The sequence below is a fragment of the Actinomadura rugatobispora genome (assembly GCF_055379765.1).
Map to the genome: position 1 here is coordinate 8,973,162 of NZ_AP029191.1, position 18,554 is coordinate 8,991,715.

The 18,554-nt window shown below is 68.8% G+C and carries 17 protein-coding genes; 11 read left to right on the forward strand and 6 right to left on the reverse strand.

What is annotated here, in order from left to right; translation table 11 throughout:
• Positions 1–79: 79 nt before the first annotated feature.
• The 3 genes from ACZ466_RS40425 (at position 80) to ACZ466_RS40435 (ending at position 3,057) form a co-directional block, all read left to right on the forward strand.
• Positions 80–562: a GbsR/MarR family transcriptional regulator gene (locus ACZ466_RS40425; protein ID WP_378287524.1), complete on the forward strand. Its 483-nt coding sequence runs from the start codon at positions 80–82 to the stop codon at positions 560–562.
• Positions 563–779: 217 nt separating this feature from the next.
• Positions 780–2,174, forward strand: a complete 1,395-nt coding sequence (locus tag ACZ466_RS40430) for an alanine/glycine:cation symporter family protein (RefSeq protein WP_378287523.1) — start codon at positions 780–782, stop codon at positions 2,172–2,174.
• 715 nt (positions 2,175–2,889) lie between these two features.
• Complete coding sequence (locus ACZ466_RS40435) at positions 2,890–3,057, forward strand: hypothetical protein (protein WP_378287522.1); 168 nt, start codon at positions 2,890–2,892, stop codon at positions 3,055–3,057.
• A gap of 153 nt (positions 3,058–3,210) precedes the next feature.
• Here ACZ466_RS40435 and ACZ466_RS40440 read toward each other — a convergent pair whose 3' ends face one another.
• The gene (locus ACZ466_RS40440) at positions 3,211–4,065 is read right to left on the reverse strand and encodes an enoyl-CoA hydratase/isomerase family protein (RefSeq protein WP_378287521.1); all 855 of its coding nucleotides are present in this window, start codon (positions 4,063–4,065) and stop codon (positions 3,211–3,213) included.
• A gap of 535 nt (positions 4,066–4,600) precedes the next feature.
• On the opposite strand from ACZ466_RS40440, the gene ACZ466_RS40445 reads away from it, so the two are divergent.
• From ACZ466_RS40445 to ACZ466_RS40455, 3 genes are all read left to right on the forward strand, one after another.
• Positions 4,601–4,864 (forward strand): hypothetical protein, encoded by a 264-nt coding sequence (locus tag ACZ466_RS40445; RefSeq protein WP_464041871.1) that lies wholly within the window; start codon positions 4,601–4,603, stop codon positions 4,862–4,864.
• A 372-nt stretch (positions 4,865–5,236) separates the two neighbouring features.
• On the forward strand, positions 5,237–6,055 hold the full coding sequence (locus ACZ466_RS40450; protein ID WP_378287520.1) for a FadR/GntR family transcriptional regulator: 819 nt from the start codon (positions 5,237–5,239) through the stop codon (positions 6,053–6,055).
• Between the two features lie 703 nt (positions 6,056–6,758).
• Positions 6,759–7,406 (forward strand): TetR/AcrR family transcriptional regulator, encoded by a 648-nt coding sequence (locus ACZ466_RS40455; RefSeq protein ID WP_378287519.1) that lies wholly within the window; start codon positions 6,759–6,761, stop codon positions 7,404–7,406.
• Positions 7,407–9,136: 1,730 nt separating this feature from the next.
• On the opposite strand, the gene ACZ466_RS40460 is transcribed toward ACZ466_RS40455, so the two are convergent.
• Positions 9,137–9,991, reverse strand: coding sequence for a hypothetical protein (locus ACZ466_RS40460; RefSeq protein WP_378287518.1), 855 nt, complete (start codon positions 9,989–9,991; stop codon positions 9,137–9,139).
• A 391-nt stretch (positions 9,992–10,382) separates the two neighbouring features.
• Between ACZ466_RS40460 and ACZ466_RS40465 the strand changes: the two genes are divergently transcribed.
• Both ACZ466_RS40465 and ACZ466_RS40470 read left to right on the forward strand, forming a co-directional pair.
• Positions 10,383–10,703, forward strand: a complete 321-nt coding sequence (locus ACZ466_RS40465; protein ID WP_378287517.1) for a hypothetical protein — start codon at positions 10,383–10,385, stop codon at positions 10,701–10,703.
• 131 nt (positions 10,704–10,834) lie between these two features.
• Positions 10,835–11,344, forward strand: a complete 510-nt coding sequence (locus ACZ466_RS40470; RefSeq protein ID WP_378287516.1) for a hypothetical protein — start codon at positions 10,835–10,837, stop codon at positions 11,342–11,344.
• Positions 11,345–11,664: 320 nt separating this feature from the next.
• On the opposite strand, the gene ACZ466_RS40475 is transcribed toward ACZ466_RS40470, so the two are convergent.
• Together ACZ466_RS40475 and ACZ466_RS40480 are read right to left on the reverse strand one after the other, a co-directional pair.
• Positions 11,665–13,029, reverse strand: a complete 1,365-nt coding sequence (locus ACZ466_RS40475) for an MFS transporter (RefSeq protein ID WP_378287515.1) — start codon at positions 13,027–13,029, stop codon at positions 11,665–11,667.
• Between the two features lie 151 nt (positions 13,030–13,180).
• Positions 13,181–14,083, reverse strand: a complete 903-nt coding sequence (locus tag ACZ466_RS40480; RefSeq protein WP_378287554.1) for an LLM class F420-dependent oxidoreductase — start codon at positions 14,081–14,083, stop codon at positions 13,181–13,183.
• Between the two features lie 353 nt (positions 14,084–14,436).
• Between ACZ466_RS40480 and ACZ466_RS40485 the strand changes: the two genes are divergently transcribed.
• Entirely contained in the window at positions 14,437–15,330 is an 894-nt protein-coding gene (locus tag ACZ466_RS40485) for an LLM class flavin-dependent oxidoreductase (protein WP_378287514.1), read from the forward strand.
• An 87-nt stretch (positions 15,331–15,417) separates the two neighbouring features.
• On the opposite strand, the gene ACZ466_RS40490 is transcribed toward ACZ466_RS40485, so the two are convergent.
• Both ACZ466_RS40490 and ACZ466_RS40495 read right to left on the reverse strand, forming a co-directional pair.
• Entirely contained in the window at positions 15,418–15,738 is a 321-nt protein-coding gene (locus ACZ466_RS40490; protein WP_378287513.1) for an alpha-hydroxy-acid oxidizing protein, read from the reverse strand.
• Between the two features lie 136 nt (positions 15,739–15,874).
• Positions 15,875–16,537: an alpha-hydroxy-acid oxidizing protein gene (locus ACZ466_RS40495; protein WP_378287553.1), complete on the reverse strand. Its 663-nt coding sequence runs from the start codon at positions 16,535–16,537 to the stop codon at positions 15,875–15,877.
• Between the two features lie 328 nt (positions 16,538–16,865).
• Here ACZ466_RS40495 and ACZ466_RS40500 point away from each other — a divergent pair, with 328 nt between their 5' ends.
• Both ACZ466_RS40500 and ACZ466_RS40505 read left to right on the forward strand, forming a co-directional pair.
• Positions 16,866–17,651: an ABC transporter ATP-binding protein gene (locus ACZ466_RS40500; protein ID WP_378287512.1), complete on the forward strand. Its 786-nt coding sequence runs from the start codon at positions 16,866–16,868 to the stop codon at positions 17,649–17,651.
• Entirely contained in the window at positions 17,648–18,544 is an 897-nt protein-coding gene (locus ACZ466_RS40505; RefSeq protein ID WP_378287511.1) for an ABC transporter permease, read from the forward strand. The genes ACZ466_RS40500 and ACZ466_RS40505 overlap by 4 nt, the downstream gene beginning before the upstream one ends.
• Positions 18,545–18,554: the final 10 nt, after the last annotated feature.

An 18,554-nucleotide genomic window follows, 5' to 3' on the forward strand; every position in this document is an offset into this window, starting at 1 on the left:
GAAGCTATAGAATTTTCAGAGATTATTGAAGATTTCGAGCTGTTAGGATTTCATCAAGATCTCGGGGAGGGGGACGATCTTGGCGGACACGGCCGAGGCCGCGGAGCACATGGCGCTGGGCTTCGTCCAGGGCGGCATGCAGAAGGCGACCGCGCGGGTTCTGGCGGCCTTCATGTTCGCCGACGAGGACAGCGTCACCGCGCCCGACCTGGCCGAGCGGCTGGGCATCAGCTCCGGCAGCGTGTCAGGGGCGATCAAGATGCTCTCGACGGTCGGGCTGATCGAACGCGCCCCCGCTCCCGGCAGCCGGCGCGAGCACTACCGGATTCGAGAGGGCGCGTGGGCCACGTTGATGTCGACGCAGAACGGCATGGTCCAGGCCATGTTCGAGGCCGCCGACCGGGGCATCGAGGCCGCCGGTCCGGGCAGCCCCGCGGCCCGCCGGCTGGAGGAGATGCGCGACTTCTACGGCTTCATGTTCCGCGAACTCCCCGCTCTGATCGAACGCTGGCGTACCGAACGCCCTCGCCCCTCCGAGCCGCCGCCGGCCCGCCCATCATGACGATTCCACCTGGCCACATGGCCTGACAGGAACCGCACAAACGGCGCCCTGCACCCCACCGACCAAGGGTCGGCGCAGGCCCGGAAGGCGGCCTTCGCCGACCCGCGAAACGCCGACAAGACGATTTTGTAACGTCTGGTCACCAGAAGTACACAAATGGCCGCGGCATCACCTACCGTCCGAGTGATCTCCGCCCGCTCCTGGACCCGGTGGTGTGATGAACGCTTTCGACGATTTCCTCAACGATGCCAGTGGCTTCATCTGGGGCCCCTGGCTGCTCATTCCCCTGCTGCTGCTGACCGGCCTGTACCTGACCTTGTTGCTGCGCGGTCTGCAGATCCGGCGGTTCCGGCTGGCCTTCTGGCTCGCCTTCGTCAAACGGTCGGACGGGGGTGAGACCGAGGGGGACATCTCCCACTACCAGGCCCTGGCCACCGCGCTCGCGGCCACCGTCGGCGTCGGCAACATCGTCGGCGTCGCCACCGCCATCTCCCTGGGCGGGCCGGGCGCGGTGTTCTGGATGTGGTTCACCGGCATGGTCGGCATGGCCACCAAGTACAGCGAGGCGTTCCTGGGCGTGCGGTTCCGCCGCACCGACGCCGCCGGTGAGCAGAGCGGCGGCCCGATGCACTACCTGCGCAACGGCATCAAGGGACCGCTGGGGGTGTTCCTGGGCGGGTTCTTCGCCATCGCCGGCGCCCTGGCCGCGTTCGGCATCGGCAACATGACCCAGGCCAACGCCGTCGCCGAGAACGTCAACCAGGAGTTCGGCTGGCCCACCTGGCTCACCGGCGCGATCGTCACCCTGCTCACCGCCGCCGTCATCCTCGGCGGGATCAAGAGCATCGGCCGTGTCGCCAGCGCGTTCGTGCCCATGATGATCGTGCTGTACGTCGTCGGCGGCGCGGCCGTGCTGGCCCTCAACATCGACGAGGTCCCCGGGGCCATCGGCCTGATCTTCAGCGACGCCTTCACCGGCACCTCCGCCGCGGGCGGGTTCGTCGGCGCCGGTGTCGCCGCCGCCATCCGCTACGGCGTGGCGCGCGGCATCTTCTCCAACGAGTCCGGCCTGGGCACCGGCGGCATCGCGGCCGCCGCGGCCAAGACCACCCACCCCGTCCGGCAGGCGCTGGTGTCGATGACGCAGACCTTCATCGACACCCTGGTGGTGGTCAGCTTCACCGCCCTCACCATCGTGGTCACTGGCGTGTGGAAGAACGGCGGCGAGGAGGACGCGGGCAAGTTCACCGCCTGGGCCTTCGACGCGGGCCTGCCCGGTGACTGGGGCAGCATCATCGTCACCGTCAGCCTGATCTTCTTCGCCTTCTCCACCCTGCTGGGCTGGTCGTACTACGGCGAGCGGTGCGTGGAGTACCTGTTCGGGCGCAGGGTCGTGCTGCCCTACCGGCTGCTGTTCATCGTGGTGTCCTACATCGGCGCCACCACCACCCTCACCACGGTGTGGACCTTCTCCGATGTCATGAACGGCCTCATGGCCCTGCCCAACCTGATCGGCCTGCTGATCCTCTCGCCCCTGGTCTACCGCGAGACGCGCGCCTACTTCAGCGGCGAACGTCCCGAGGACGCCAAGGCCGAGTCCGTCAAGGACTGAACACCTCAACGGTCGGCCCCGACTCGATGACGTTTTCGTGTCGGGGCCGGCCACGTCACCCGCCCGGCGCCGGAGCCGGGAGAGGAGCGGTGGGGGAGCGCAGAGGAACGAGCAAGGCCCGCGGTTGGTCAGGTGTGCTCTGCCCTCTGCCACCAGGCGCTCCCGCCGATCGCGGCGATGGCGACGCCGGAGACGAGGAAAGGCGACGGTCGCCCCGATGCCCGGCAGAAGGAGGAGGGACGGCAGACCATCGGTCGCGGCGCCCAGAGGCCCGGGAAGGCCGAGCAACGCTCCCGCCGCGAGCCAGACGACCGTCTGGAACCCGCTGAGGACGCCGAGCCAGGCCGTGGCAACAGCTGGGAAGGGTGAGCAGGTCCAGGACGGTGCGGTCGCTGAACTCGCGGCCGAACATCCAGGTGACGACGATGCCGACGAGCAGGAAATCGCCCGCGGCGTCGATCTGCATGAGCGCGGCGCGGAAACGGGGCCAGTCAGGGGAGATCCCGAGCGCCCGGGACTTGCCGTCCAGGGGTGTTCCGCCGGAGGCCGTCACGAAGACGCCGGACAGGAGCACCGGCAGCAGAAAGGCCAGAAGCGTCACCCAGGGCGCCTAGGAACGCAGGACCTAGACGCCCGGTGGTGCTCGGTGAGCAGGTGCAGGAAGACGCTCTCCAGGTCATCGGCGCCGCAGGTGCACCGGGGGAGATCCGTAGCGTTGGGACTCGACCGCGAACGCGGCATCGTCAGCGGTCTGGGCCACCCGATCGCCGCGACCGGCGCCCGCATGGTCGGGGAGTTGCACCGCAGGGGAGCGTCACTGGGTTGCGCATCCATGTGCGCCGACGGCGGCATGGGCTCGGCCCCGGTGCTGGAGATCCTCTGATGAGCTCTGACGAGCGGTGCCCTCCTCACGTCCGGCAGTCGCTCGTCGGCCCTCGGGGCAGTCGGCCGAGGTGGCCGGGCGCGCGGTTCTGAACTCCTTCAGGGTCCGCAAGCCCGCAGCGCTGCGGCGGAGGGGACGCCTTTCGACGTGTGGTCAGCCGTCGACGTCGAAGTGCTCGTCACGCAGCCGGAATGCCTCTTTGGTTCCGTGCTTGGCCCGCGCTTTGACGAAGTTGAACTCATCCTCCTCGAACCGCAGGTTCGTGCCGAAGGCATGGGTGACGTAGCTCAGCACCTCTTCGCCCTGGTATGCCTGGAGCTGCTCCACCAAGCGGAACATCTCCTTGGCGATCACGATCCCGTCGGCCGGCATGCGAGCGGCCTTGCGCGCCCAGTAGTCGGCTCGCGCCGCCACGGACCCGGCGTCGGTGAACTCGGTGAAGACGCCGAGCCCTTCCAGTTCACCCGCCTCGATGAGATCGCCCGTCAGGAGCATGCGCCGGGTGAGGACCGGGCCCAGCCGGTGAAAGAACAGGTGCAGCGATCCCAGGGCGGGTCCCAGGAAACGCGTCGCCGGCATGCCGATCCGGGTGTCGCGTGCGATAACGGCGATGTCCGCCGCGAGGGCGAGTTCCAGCCCACCGCCGAGTGCGAAACCACTGATCTCGGCCACGGTCACCTTCGGGAACCCGATGAACTCGTGGTAGAAGGCGAACGTGCGCCGGTCGACGGTCAGCCGCCGTCGCTGGCTCGGCCTGCGCCCTTTGGCCTTCCCGTCCCCGTACCACGCGTAGGCGTTGTTCATGTCGGCCCCGGTGGAGAAGATGCCGTCCGCACCCCTGAGGTGCACGACCTTGACGTCGTCGTCCTGGGCGGCTTCCCCGAGGTAGGCGGCGAGCTGATCGCGCATCTGGGGATCGTAGGTGTTCCTCTTCTGCGGGTTGTTGATGGTCAGCCGGACGACGCCGGGTTCCTCGCCGTACTCCCGCAGGATCCTCGCGTCCGGCATGGCCGACCTCCATCTGTGGGTACGTTTCCGTTCTAAGATATATATACTACTAATCTTAGAAGCTCCGAAGGCGGGGTGACGGACGAGACGATGAGGTTCGAACTCGCCTGCCGCGCAACTTCAAGGCAGGAGCCAAGACGTTCGCCGATCGGTCTGACCCCGACTTCAGCGGTCGATGACGGACGGGTGCGTCACGCTGGGCCGTCGAGCCCCCAGACGCCACATTGGCAATGTCACCCGTGCACCGACCACGTGGGAGGAAGAGGCTTCCCACGCCAGCCGAAGACGGTCAGCATGGGCTCCCAAGCTCCTCGTGCCCGCGCCCGGCTCCGCAGAGCTCTCCAGCCTCCGTGTCGAGGCCGGCACCACCATCGCTGGAGGACGCGGGCGCCTGCGTCGGCTGGTCAGGAGTGCCCTTGCTGGCGTCCTGCAGCGTGGCCGAGTTCGCCGCAGGCGTGGCGGAGTGGACGCTGCGCGATCACGCGAAGTACCGGGAAGAGGCGTGCGGCAGCGACGAGCGGGTCGGCCCCGCATCGTGGACGATCGCACCCACGACGTGCTCGGGCCCGGCCAACTGGGTCTGCTGGAGGTCAAACCGACCCAGCCCGGTCCCGATGCGGGGTGGATGCGAACGACCTCGGGCGCATCGAGGCCGACGGGTGCCTTGACGTCCTCGACCAGACGATCATCCGAGGCGGCCGCAAGGCTGCTGCCCGATCAGGTCAGGAGCGTGCCGGAGGCGCATCCGGACGTCCGCGCGGCGGCCATCCTGGGGATGCCGACCGACCCGGCTGGGTGAGGAGGCCGCTCGGTCGCTGGGCGGATACGAGATGCCGAGAGAGATTCACCTTGTGCGTGAGCCGCCCCGGACGGTGCCAGGCGAGATCGACTTGAGTCCGGCAGGGGATGCGCTGCGGGGAGTCTCGGCGTGAAGCGCCAGATCGGATCCGCCCGGCGACGACCTGGGAATGGAGCGTTGAGGGGCCGCCGCGAGCCCCTGCCTCGTCTGGGATGTCGGCGGGCTGATCGGCACAGGACGCGCGTGGTGCGGATGACGAGCCTGTCGGTCAGCCAGTCAGGTAATCTTATATGCGATAGATAGAGAAGCCGCTGGGTGTACGGACCAGGGACCCGCACCTCGGCTCGCCGGGCAACCCTGATGGGAGAGCACGTGGCCCACTTGCGTCAACCGCGACTCGCTGAGATCATCGCGGCGCAGTTGCGCGAGGACATTCTGTCCGGCCGGTTGAAGGAGGGCGATCTCCTCGCGAGTCAGGCGCGTTTGTTCGACGGTTACCAGGTGAGTCCGCCGGTCGCGCGTGAGACGCTCCGGATTCTGGAGACCGAGGGGCTCATCAGCGTACGCCGCGGCAATGTCGGCGGGGCGATCGTGCACAGCCCGACGCCGGAGCGCGCCGCGCAGATGATCGCGATGGTCCTCCAGAAACGGGAGACCTCGCCCCAGGAGGTGAGCATCGCCCTCCGCCATCTAGAGCCGATCTGTGCAGGTCTGTGCGCCTCCCGGGAGGACCGGGCCGAGACCGTCGTCCCTGTGCTGCGCGAGCTCGTGGAACAGCAGTGGGAGAGCTTGGAGGACATGGAGGCGTACCTGCGGCTTTCGCGGGACTTCCATTCCAGCATCGTCTCGTTCTGTGGCAACGAGCCGATGATCGTCGTGATCGGTGCGCTGCAGGCGATCTGGTCCGCTCACGATTCACTGGTATGGGAGACGATCGCCGACGGAGCGGACACCGAGGCGGATCCGTCGGCGCCGCTGGGACGCAAGACACGGCGCGCCGCCCTCCGCACCCACGAGAAGCTGGTGAATGAGATCGAGCAGGGCAACTCCACGAAGGCCACCAGCCTGGCCGCCGCCCATCTGAGCGCTTCGCACACGAACACCCTGCAGTCCAGCGAGCACGAGACGATCCGGGCGAGCCTGGTCAGTGCCGCCGCGCTCGACGTCCCGAAAGCCTCGCCGGCCAGATAGGACCAACCTGCGTCCACGTTCGCCGGGTGACGCGCGACGACGGCGGTGTTCGAGTGCGCGTTCAGCAGTTGGTCGTACCAGCCGCCGAGGGGCGCTCGACATCGACCGGTGGATCGTCCCAGGAAGTCGATGCCGCCGTGCCCGTGGTGCCGACGGCCGGCGGTCAGAGGGCGGGCAAGGGCGTCAGGGTTTCGCTCAGCTCTCGCATCTCAGCGGCCCGATGTCCTCGGGCGGGGAAGTGCGTCCCGCGCTCGTCCACCAGGCGGTGGGCACTTTGCCTTCGATCCCGTCCCGGCCGCAGCCGGTCCAGGGCGGTTGCCCGGAAAGTCCGTGCGGTAGGGAAGCCCGCGGAACCTGATCGCCCAACCGGATGGGCGCGTGCCGGTTCACCAGCGCGACGACGACCAGCCGCAACCCGAGGGGTGCCTGCCGGTTGAAGCCCTCGAAGACCTGTTCGTGAGGGGCGGCATCGCCGAGCCCGTCCAGACCTCACCCGCCGACGGACGAAGGAAAGCGAGTAGATAGTCGCACGCAGCGTATTCCTCTCATGTGGTCCTATGCGTCAGTTATACCCAGGGTCATTGCGCCAGCAGGTGGCCAATGCGCCGGTAAAATTGCATCCAAGATTGTTGAATCACTCCGAGTCTGGCGGTTCGGTATCACCGGGTAGTTTGGGACGAGACAGACGCCCGGAGGTGATGGCATGACAGAGTCCAATCCGTCGAAGGCGCCTCCCCCCGCTAACTCCGTACACGATGAGAGTGGTGGCGACGCGGCGGACGACCAGTTGCTGGGGGTGGCCAGACATCTGTTCGCCGCACTCGGCTACGACGAGGTCTCCACCCAGATGATCAGCGACGCGGCCGGTGTCGACCCCGGCACGGTGACCGAACGATATGGCGGCAAACGCGACCTGTACCTGGCGGCGATGCAGCGGACGACCGATGAGTGGTTGGTCGAACAGGAGCTGATAACGTCGCGTTTCACTCCGGACGCCGATGGCCTCTTTTTTCTGTTCGACCGCCTTCTCGTGCATTGCCTGGAGCACCCGGAACTCCCCAGGCTGTGGCAGCATCGCCGGTTGTCCGACGCCAGTGACATCACCGACTTGGAGGAGCGCAACTACGCACGAATGGTGCCGCAAACGCTTGCGCTCGTACGCAGCGCCGTGCGGCCGGACGTGGACGCGGAGGTCGCGCTGTGGACGGTCAGCTGGTCGATCATGTGTTACGCGCAAGCCGGTCTGCCGACCCCCCAGGGCATGAGGCGCCCGCCCAATGATCCGGCCATGCTGAGCCGCATGCGCGCCCACCTGCGCTGGCATGTCCGCACGATGGCAAGACAAGATTGATGATGGGACGGGGAAGCCATTCAGGGCTCGCCACCCAGCCCGGCCACGGAACTGCGGTCATGCTGAATCGCCACCGCCCAGCGGTAGCCAAGACCAATGCCCGTTCCCGCCGGTGAATGTGCACCGGCAGCCCTCCAGCGCGCTCGCTCGGATGATGCTGAACGGCGTTGCTCGCACCGCCCCGTTCGGGTGGCTGCTGAACCGGGCATCCGTGTCCGAACGCCCTCGGCGTGTCCCCGCACCGGGCCCTGCCCACTCCTTGTGAGAGCCGCCTTTTGGACACCACCTGCGGCCCGGACAGTTCAACCGCCATGCACTCCGCCCTCGAACTCCGGCTCGTCCAGGACTTTCAAGACGAGGTCGAGCTGCGGCCAGTGCTGGAAGGGCGTTCGCCACCTCGCTAAGCGGGCTTGTCCGCGACCATCCGAAGTTCGCTGGCATCGGCCCGAGCCAGCCCACCACGGGGTTTGGCTCGTACGTTCAGGCTCCTATCGGTGCCGTCCCCCTCTATAGGCCACCCTCTGGGGACAAGTTCGGCGTCCGGCTCGCCGCGGGGGCCGTACCGACGGAGCGATGCCCGGGCTCTCCACAATGAGCGCGCTCGCGAGATGGCGACCGCCCTGCTCGCTGTCAGGATGACCTGCCCCGCCGCTCTGACGCAGACGGCGGGACGGCGTCGAGCGTGGCAGCCAGTTGCCCGTCTTCTGGGCTGAGCGCCAGGGCCAGGGGCCCCGGCCTTTCGGGCACTGCCCTCATTCCCCCGGTATCCCGTGGCAACCGCTCGCACAAGTGCTGTTTGCAGAGCTCTCCGGTATTGGAGCGGGGTAGTGCGTCGGTCAACTCACTGTGGCGCGGGCACTTGTGGCGAGCCAAGTGGGAGGCGTGCCACTCGGACAGGTCCGCTGCGGGGCTGGGTCAGGGCGTCGGCAGGTGTGGGACGGCGAGCCGACCCCGCGATCGCCGCGTTGACTACGTTTCCACCGCTCGGCTGTCCCACGGCAAGTGGAGCTTCATCTACGCCGAGCTGACGCTGCACCTGTCCGCGAACCACAGGTGCCCGGTCGGCGTCGGCGCGCTCCAGCCCTTCGGAAGCGGGCTCAGCGCGGACTCCACCCCGGGACGACTTAAATCGGCAGAGGTATGGCCGCTGACCGCGTAATCGGTTCGCTTGGTCGCCCTGGACATCAACGACGATTCGCGCCTCGGTGCGTTCTATGAAGCGGCTCCGGCGTTGGCTCGGATCGTGAGAGGCCCGGGCGTATCGACCGCGGTCGCCGCGGTCGCGTGCGCGACGCCGGCCCCCGGCCGCACCGGGCGGCGGTCTTGTCGCGGCTGGTGGTGCGCTGTACCTCGCCGCGTGGCCTTGCGTAGGCCGCGGCCGCTCTGCTGAGCGCGCGACCCACGGGATGCGGGCATCGATAAAGCACCAGGGCCGCCACGATCAAGCACAGCGGCGCCACGGTCGGTGGGTGGCGGCCCCACCACCCGGCGGCATTGCGGGCGCAGCGGCGGCTGCCAGCGCATCGGCGGACGGCGCGCCCAGGCGGGCGGCGGTGCACAGCACCGTGCATTCGAGCACTTGCCGGGGCCAGCCACCGGCAAGTGCTCGGCTGGCCGAGGAGGGCCGACATCATCGCCATCGATCTCTGCCAGCGTCCTTGGTGGCCGAGGCCGACGTGTCGACTGAGCAGTAGGGACCGCTGGCCCGCCGACCCTCTGCCATTGATGATCTAGGGGACGATCCGCATCACGGCAGAGGCCGACGTCACCGCGCGGTCGCCGTTGCCCTCGTCGTGCAAGGTCAGACGGACGCCGACGTTGCCGTCGGTGCCCTGCACCGCCTCGCCCTCGGCACGGAAGGGGCCGACCTTGCCGCGGGCCAGGAACATGACGTGCCAGGTCTGCATTTGGAGCCGGTCGGTGCCGGTGGCGCCGGCGGCGAGGTCGATCGCTGCGGTCTCGAGCAGGATGTGCTGCGGCCCGATGTGCAGGGCGGCGTCGGGCGAGGCGAGTTCGACCGCGAGCTCGGGCAGGATCCAGTGCCCGTCGGCGCGGCGGGCGCAGCCGAACGCCTCCCGCAGGGGCGGCAGGTCGGGCGAATCCTCGATGTCGAGCTTGTCTTCCTCCATCTTGTGCAGGCCCTCGGGGACCGCGCCGATCCGTACGCCTTGCCCTTCGGTGAACGCGATCACGCGCCCGGGGTCGTCCGCGTCAACGATCTTCGATCGGCTGTAGCCCATGCGCGTGCCCGAGTGGAGTACCTCTGACTCCACCACCTCGATGCGCTTCACGTCGCGTGCGTCGTCCAGGATCTGGCAGGAGTGGATGACCGGGTTGGGGACCGTCTCCAGGTCCGAGCCGACGTCACCCTCGGGTGCGCTGATCGACAGTGGGGCCACCAGGAGGCCTCCGGCGGCATTGCGCATGTCGCGGCGCAGCGTCACGGTGTTGTCGACCGGTCCGGTGTTCATCGAACTGTGGTTGCGGCCGATGTACCGGTAGCTCAGCAGTCCTGTCCAGCGTCGCCGCAACTCGGCCTGGTACGCCGCGGGGTCGCCCTTCAATGTGCGGATGTCGATCGGCATCGGAGCATGCCTCCAAAGGTCTTTTGGTCGGGCTCCACTTGAGGAAAACGATGTTACCATCCACTTGTCAAATTGAAAACGGCGTTACCGGGCGGCTGGAGGACCGCGTTCACCATGTACCTGCCTAAGGAATTCTCGCGCTTGGTGAAGTCAAGCGAGTACGTTCCTGAACCCGCCTTCATCGAGGTCGCTCCCCGCTGAAATGAATCGAGGTCCCGGCGTTCTTCCACCTGGCAGATCGGCTCGCCGACGATCCGTAGGCTGCGCGCTGGACGCACGAGCACTGGGCGTCGAACGTCGAGGACCGGATCTTCCCGACTCCGGTGATCGTGGACGAGGCCATCCGCGAGTTTGAGTGGTTGCTCGAACGCGGGGTGGGCCGCTGCTCTGGATGGTGGTGCAGGACGCTGGCATCGTCGTTGGTCTGTACGCCACCGAGGGCGGGTGTGCCCGCTGCCTCAACGAGGGGGAGGGGCAGATCTGGCGGGCACGCGCCGTTCGAGGGCACCATCGCGATCTGCCTGGTGGAGGTGATCGGCGCCGACCGGGTCTGGTCGCCCTGGTCACTTTCGCCGACGAGCTCGACGCGCTGCCCGCTGCGGGCCAGGCCAAGATCATGGGCGTAGATACCGCCACGGGCGCCCTGTCCGCCGTGCCGCTGCTGACCGATGGCGGAACCCTGAGCTTGTCGAACGGGCAGAGGACGAACTGACCCAGTACGAGCCGCGGCGTCCCGGCAACGCGGCTCGGGACGCCGCCGGGGGAGCCGTGGCCCGTGACCGAGATGAGGAAGTAGTGGGTTCGCCAGCCGGGACCCGGATCGAGCGGGTCGTGCTCCGGGTGGTGACCGACTTCCTCGAGATGGCGGGCTATGAGGTGGTATGGATCCGGGAGGTCGCGGCACCGGCGCATGTGTCGACCCGGACGATCCACGAGGCTTCCGTTCGCCGGTACGAAATGATTGCGGCGGCGCTGCAGCACTGGATGAAGGAGAGCGTTAAAGAACCGCCGGAAGCGACCGAACCGGCCCCGGGCAGGCCGGTCGGAGAGGGGATCATGCGCCCTTTTCGGCATATCTTCGCTCCCTGGCAACATTACCCTCGGCTGCTGGTGTCCGTCGATATCGCGTGCCGCGGCCAAGGCGTCAGCGAGGCCCTTCACCACGTCGCCGTCGGGCTGCTCGGTCAATTCCGTGAGGGGAATGTTGCGATCACCTCTTTGTCCGGTGGACTCGGTAGCGGCCAGCACCGCTCAAGAGGGCTCTACTTAGCCGGTGTCGTTGACGCTCCTTCGCTTGAACGAGTCGGACAGGGGGCTTCAGTTCGCGGTCGTCCAGGGCCGTCTTGGCCGTGAGGTCGACGGTGTCCTTGTCGGGGTGCAGCTTGGTCATGTCCGTGCGCATGGACTGGCTGGTCACCCGCACCTTCACGTGCTGGTACCGGGTGAGACGTCCACCGGGTTCCCCTCCACACTCGTCACCTCGCAATCGAGCGTGGGACCCGGTGCGGAAGCACCCGGCGCAGCGTTGCATCGGTTGAAGTACCGCGCGCCGCAGGCGACGCACTCGTTCGCGACCAGATTTGAATCCCCGCCCAGCGCCAGGTAGTCGAAGAGGGGCTTCTGCCGGGGCATGCCGCTCCTGTCGTCGTGCCCTCGATGAGGGCTCCGTGTTCTCACGTTCCGGCCAGGTCCGCCTCCCCGGTGGCGGTGGCTCGGCCAGGGCGATGTTCAGTCGTCCTGACGCGGGGGAGCACCAGCAATCCGAGCAGAACCAGGCCGCCGATCCAGATGGCAGGTCCCAGGCCCGAGCCGGTCGCGGCGGCGAGCGAGGCGGCGGCCAGTGGGGCGAGGCCGGATCCGAGCACGGTGCCGATGTTGTTGCCGAAGTTGGCGGCGGTGTAGCGGACCTCGGGCGGGAACATCTCGGCGATCAGCGCGAGCGCCGGCACCATGATCAGGGCGGCCAGCGACATGAAGACGACGCAGCCGGCGGCCATTCCCACGAAGGACCGGGTGGTGCTCAGCAGCCACAGCACCGGGACGATCGTGACGGCGAAGGCCGTCAGCACACCGGCCAGCAGCGGCTTGCGGCCGAACCGGTCGGTCAGCAGCCCGACCAGCGGAATGGTGATGAGGCCGAACGGGCCCGCCATCGAAACGGCGATGAAGACCTGGTCCTGGGGCAGTTCCCGGGTGCCCGCCAGGAAGGTCGCGAAGTAGGCGTTCATCCCGGCCGTCCCGTGCGCGGCGAGCGCGACCATCCCGGCGATCAGCACGATGCGCCAGTGCCCGCGCAGTGTCGCGCCCAGCGGCGACCTGACGACCTCCTTGCGGGCGACGATGCCGGTGAACTCGGGGGAGTCCTCCAGCCGCGCCCGCATCCACAGGCAGATCAGTGCCAGCGGGGCCCCGACGAGGAACGGGATGCGCCAGCCGTAGGAGCTCATCGCGTCCGGGCCGAGCGCGCCGCGCAGGACCCCGGAGAAGATGCCGCCGAGGCTCCCGCCGAGGATGGCGCCTAGCGGAGTGAGCGAGCCGAGCAGGAACCTGCGGGACGGCGGCGAGGACTCCAGTACGTAGGTCACCGAGCCGAGCATCTCGGCGCCGGCCGAGAAGCCCTGCCCGAGCCGCGCCATGACCAGCAGCAGCGGCGCCCAGAGCCCGATCTGCTCGTAGGTGGGCAGGAGGCCCATGAGGGTCACGCTCACCCCCATCAGCATGATCGTCCCGATCAGGGCCGCCCGCCGGCCGTACCGGTCGCCGATGTGCCCGAAGACGATCCCGCCGAGCGGGCGGGCGAAGAAGCCCGCCCCGAACACCGCGAGTCCCGCCAGGAACGAGGTCGTGGGGTCGTCGGACGGGAAGAACAGCGGCGAGAACACCACGGTCAGCACCCCGTACAGAGTGAAGTCGTAGTACTCGACGAACGTTCCGGCGAATCCCGCGGTCGCCACCCTCCGGGCGAACGGGGGAATCTTCTCCTTCTTCGGACGGGGGCTCCTGCCCGGGGCGTCCTCGGGGGGCAGTAGATCGGTCACGCGTTCTCACCTCGGCTCCGTCCGGCCCACTGATCCGCCGTCCCTCGCCGACCGCGCTCGCGATCCTGCTCGGCCGGTGTCGCGCCGGTTGCGTCTGAAGGTTCTTGTGGGTCGATATCTGTGCGGGTGCGAGTGCTGCGCAGCCGATCCGTCACGCGAGGTAGGTCGAGCCGAAGGCTTCGATGAACTCCACGATGGCCGTGGAGTCGTTGCTGCGGTGCGATATCACCACCCAGCCGACTCCCGCCGTCTCGAGCTCCGCGAGGACCTCCCGATGACGGTCAGGTTCGAGAAGTCGCGTTGTGGTTCCTGCGCCCTGGTAGGAGGCCGCCACGTCGATGTGCTCGGCGCGTCCGGCCGCGGCGGCCTGCTCGCGTACCTCGGCGATGGCCTCGGCGAGTTCCGTCACGGTGGCGAGGGGGGCCGTGCCGGCGCTGGTGGCGAGGTCCCCTCCACCCACCATCGGCATCCAGCCCTGTGCTCGCTGCGCGACCCTGCGGCGGCTGGGCGCGGCGTTGCCGCCGATCCAGATCGGGATCGGGTCCTGGACCGGACGCGGCCGAGCGATCACATCGCGCGCGCTGAAGTGCCGGCCCCGGTAGCTGAACGGCTCACCGCTCCAGTGCAGCGGAAGTACGTCGAGCGCCTCGTCGAACAGGGCGCCGCGTTCCTTCACGTCCACGCCGAGGGCGTAGAACTCGCTCTTCTGATATCCCGCGCCGAGCCCGAGCGTGAGACGGCCTTCCGACAGCTTGTCCAGCGTCGCCGCCGCCTTGGCCAGCAGGAACGGGTTCCTGTAGGGAGCGACCGCGAGGTAGGTGAAGAGCCGCAACCGTTCGGTAGCCGCCGCCACGTAGCCGAGCGCCACGAACGGGTCGAGCGCCTGGTGTCCCCCCGAGGCCAGCCATGCGGCGCCCGGTGCCGGATGCTCACTCAGCGAGAACCCGTCGAACCCGTGGTGTTCCGCCGCGACCGCCGCCGCGCGCAGCGATCCGGCATCGAGGACGTCGCCGTCGGGGCCGACGGTCTCGGGGTAGTGGAACATGAAACGCATCGTCACCTCTCCGGCGGTGTGTCCGGGCGACAGCCTTTCTTACCTAAGATTAGTAATCTAGCGTTGCTCCAGGGGCAAGAGGCCGGCCGGAAGTGAGGAGCATGCCGACCAACGATCGGGACACCGCATCGGTGAATGCGCGTGGGCGGCGACCTCCGCGATCGAACCGGGAACCCTGAGGGCCCTCGCCGGCTGCCATGTCGATGAGTTCGTCGGCGAGGACGGGCCCTGGCGCTTCGCCCTGCGGCTCCTGCCCGACCAGGGCGTCCCCAGAGAAGATGGCCGAGAACAGGCTTACAGCGTTCTGCAAGACAACACCGGACAGTCCAGCGGTTGCCATGAGGAGGCCCAGCGTGCGTCCGACCTTCCACCTTTTCCTTCCGCAGATGCGCATGTCGCACGAGACGATCGTGGAGCGCGCGCTCGCCGCGGAGGCCGCGGGATTCGAGGGCATGGCGTTCATGGACCACCTCGCGCCCCCGCTGGCCTACGAGCACGAGATGTGGGAGGCGATGTCGATCGCGGCCTGGGTCCTGGCCAGGACCACCACGCTCACCGTCGGGCACCTCGTCCTCTGCGACGCGCTGCGGCACCCCGCCGTGCTCGCCCGCCAGGCGGTCTCGCTCGACCACGCCTCGGGCGGCCGGTTCGAGGTCGGCATCGGCTGGGGCAGCGTGCCCGCGGAACTGAGCACCTTCGGGGTGGGGTCCACCGAGCCGCGCGAGCGGGTCGACCGCCTGACCGAGTCATTGGAGATCATCCGCGGCCTGTGGAGCGGCGAGAAGTTCGACTACGACGGCCGGCACTTCACCCTGCGGGGCGCACTGCAACGCCCGGTCCCCACGCGTCGTATCCCGGTCACGATCGGCGGCGTCGGTCGACGCACCCTCGCCCTGGCCCGGGAGCACGCGGACTGGTGGAACATCCCGATCCACGCCCTGCATAGGCTGGGGGAGCTTCGCGACCGGGTGGGCGAGGCGCGGGTCTCCATGCAGCCGATGGTCGGCCTGGTCTCCTCCGAACAGGAACGGCAGGAGATGACGGCGCTGGTCCAGCGCCGCTACGGCGCTACGAAGCTGTCCGAGAACATCGTCGTCGGCACTGCCCCCGAGCTCACCGAGCACTTCAGCCGCCTGCACGCGGCCGGCGTTGACCGCTTCTATGTGTGGTTCACCGACTTCGCCCGTGTCGAGACCCTGCACCGGTTCACCGAGGTGATCGAAGGCGTCGTGGTGCCCGCCGGCTGATCGGTCACCTCCCGCCGGGCAGCCCAGGGGCCGGTCTGGGCAATGCCTCGTGGCCGGACGCCTGCGCCGACAGGCCCAGCGCCGCGATCACAGTGGCGCAGGCGGCACCAGCCCGCCGGCGCGGTCGGTCACGGGCACGGGCGCCGGCTCGCCCGGTCCCGGGGCGAGTCGGCACTCATCAGAGCCATCGTGCCGATGATCTCCGCGCGCAGGATGCGCAGGACCGAGGCCATTCCTGCCGGTCAGGTAGGGCCTGCCGGTGCAAACGGTGTTCGCGCCCGGGCAGAGGGCCTTGACCACGTCGGATTTTCGCCGGACGCCGCCGTCCAGCAGCACTTCGGCGTGCCCGGCGACATCGTCGGCTATCGCCGACAAGGCGCCGAGCGTGGCCGCGGCGTCGGCGGCCACCGTGGGTGGAGTCCACGATGCCATCGACGCCCAGCGCGACAATGTCCCAGTTGATCGTCGGGTTCACCAGGCGTTCATGCCGCCGGATCGAGCGCACGGCGGCCTTCGTGCTGCCAGCGTCCACCAGGTTCCGCGCCTACACGCGTCGATGGCGCAGGAACCGGTAGCACCACCCCGGACGGGGCATCGCGCCGAGCACACGGGCCGGCGACAGGGGCGGCGGACTGCCCATTCCCACGCGGCCTTCGGCCTCCCGGTTGCCCAGTACAGGCACGTCGACCGTCACGACCAGCGTTGGGTAGCTGGCCCCTTCGGCGCGGCGCATGAGTTCGAGCGTGGGGTCGTGCAGGCCGCTGTGGTCCGAGCAGGGATACGGCTGGGAGCAATGCCGCTCCGCCGTCTGTAGGCCGCGGCGGTGCTGATGATGGCACGTGTGCCGGCCCGCCCGGTCGTGCGAGCGGCCCCAACTCTCCGGTCCAATGGGCTCAGTCCCGTCGGGCCGGTGGGGGCCAGCAGCACCGGAAGGTTGATCAGCTCCCGCGTGCGCAGTGTCGTGGGCGGCAGGTCGCGCTCTTTGCGCGCCGCCGGCGGCGGGCCCCGGGCAGCGCTCGGCCAAACCCCAGCGCGCCCTGGCGGCGTGGAAGTCAGCGCGTTGGCCTGGCGCTGTAGCGAGCGGCGCCCCCGGGCGCTCGGCTTGCCGGAAAGCACGTGGTGCCGCAGCGTCCACGGGCTGAAGGCGCAGGTAGGACCGCAGCGTCGTCTCGCTCTCGGCGTCGTGGTCGTCGTAGGCCCAGACCATGTCCGGCAGGGACTTGCGGGCACGCTCGCGACGGTCGTCCACGGTCAGCGGAGCCGCCCTGCTCGACCAGCGGAAGCGTGCGCTGCCCAACGGATCCTCTGAAGTGTGCCGTGCTCCCGGCCGCTTGAGCAGCACTGATCGGAGCAAGGTATCTGTTTACTATCTTATCGAAGATTGCTATAACTGCCAGACGCGCGGCCTGCGGCACGAGCGTCATCCGAGGTCACAGTGCCGGGACCTCACCGGACACAGGAGGTTCGAGATGCCACCTGCTCAGAACGGCCCCAGGGGCCGGTCCCTGACGGACCCGTCTTCGCGATCGTCGGCCGTGGCCGATGTGCTGCCGAAGGTCTCGGTCCGGGACGTGGGCAAGGTCTTTTCCGCCAACGGCCGGGAGGTGCAGGCGCTGTCGGGAATCTCCCTCGACGTCCATGACGGCGAGTTCCTGTGCCTGCTGGGGCCGTCCGGATGCGGCAAGACCACCCTGCTGCGGATGATGGGCGGTCTGGAACGTTCCTCGACGGGCACGCTGCGGATCCGGCACGACGACCGGTCGCGACCGGCCACCGCGATCGTCTTCCAGGACTACTCGGTGTTCCCGTGGAAGACCGTGCGCGCCAACGTCACCTTCGCCCTGCTGCAGGCGGGCCGATCGAGGCGCACGGCGCGGGACGAGGCCGCGCACTGGCTGGACCTGCTCGACCTCGGGGGATTCGCGGACGCCTACCCCGAGACCCTGTCGGGCGGGATGAAGCAGCGGGTGGCGATCGCACGGGCCCTGGCGGTACGGCCGGAGCTGCTGCTGATGGACGAACCCCTCGCCGCACTCGACGCCCAGCTGCGCCTGCTGCTGCAGGAGAAGCTGCTCGAACTCTGGGAGGCCGACCGGCACACGGTCGTGTTCGTCACCCACAGCATCGACGAGGCGCTGCTGCTCGGGGACCGGATCGCGGTGATGTCCGCGCGCCCCGGCCGGATCGGGACGATCATCGATGTGCCCTTCGAGCGGCCGCGGGACCCGGCGGAGATCCGGGCGGCGCGCGAGTTCACCGAGCTCCGGGAACGGATCTGGCAACAGCTGCGCCGGGAGATCCAGCAGGAGGGCGCCCGATGAGCACCAGCATGCCCGGTGGCGGCACGGCCGCCGCGACGCCGGACCGGCAGGAGCCGGGGAACCCGGGACAGCGGTGGATAGAGATCCGTCCGGGCGCGGCCGAGCAGAACCCGCGCCGGCACCAGCGGCGAAGGCGTCTCCTCGAGCGGGGACTGGCCGTGCTCGTTCCCGTCGCGCTGATCGCCGCCTGGCAGATCGCGGGATCGACCGGGCTCATCGAGAGCCGCTACTTTCCGCCGCCGAGCGACATCGTCGCCGAGTGGCAGCGCATGTTCGAGAGCGGGCTGTACATCGCGTCGCTGAAGGCGAGTCTGCAGCGCATCGTCCTCGGCTACGCACTGGGGGCGGGGGCCGGACTCCTGCTGGCCTTCGCCATCGCTCCCAGCCGGCTGCTGCGGTCGGGGCTCGAGCCGGTGATCGTCGCGCTGTACACGGTCCCGAAGCTGTCGATTCTGCCGCTGCTGCTGCTCATCTTCGGGATCGGCGAGACGAGCAAGGTGCTTCTGGTGGCGCTGACGTGCTTCTTCGTCGTGCTGCTGAACACCATCGACGCGGTCGCCGGAGTCTCTCCCCGCTATCTGGACGTGGGACGCGCCAGCCGCGCGTCCCGGCTCGCGACGCTGCGCCACATCACGGCCCCGGCCGCGCTGCCGCAGATGCTCACCGGGCTGCGCCTGTCGGCGGGGCTCGCGGTGATCGTCATCGTGGGCGCCGAGTTCGTCGCGGCGAAGGAAGGGCTGGGCTACCTGGTGTGGAACGCCTGGAACATCGCGATCCCCGAACGGATGTACGTCGGCATCGTGACCATCTCCGCGGTCGGCGTCATCGCGAACATGCTGATCCGGCTCGCCGAACGGGTGCTGACCCCGTGGGCGCGCCGGTCCGGGATCTGAGGCGAGGAGA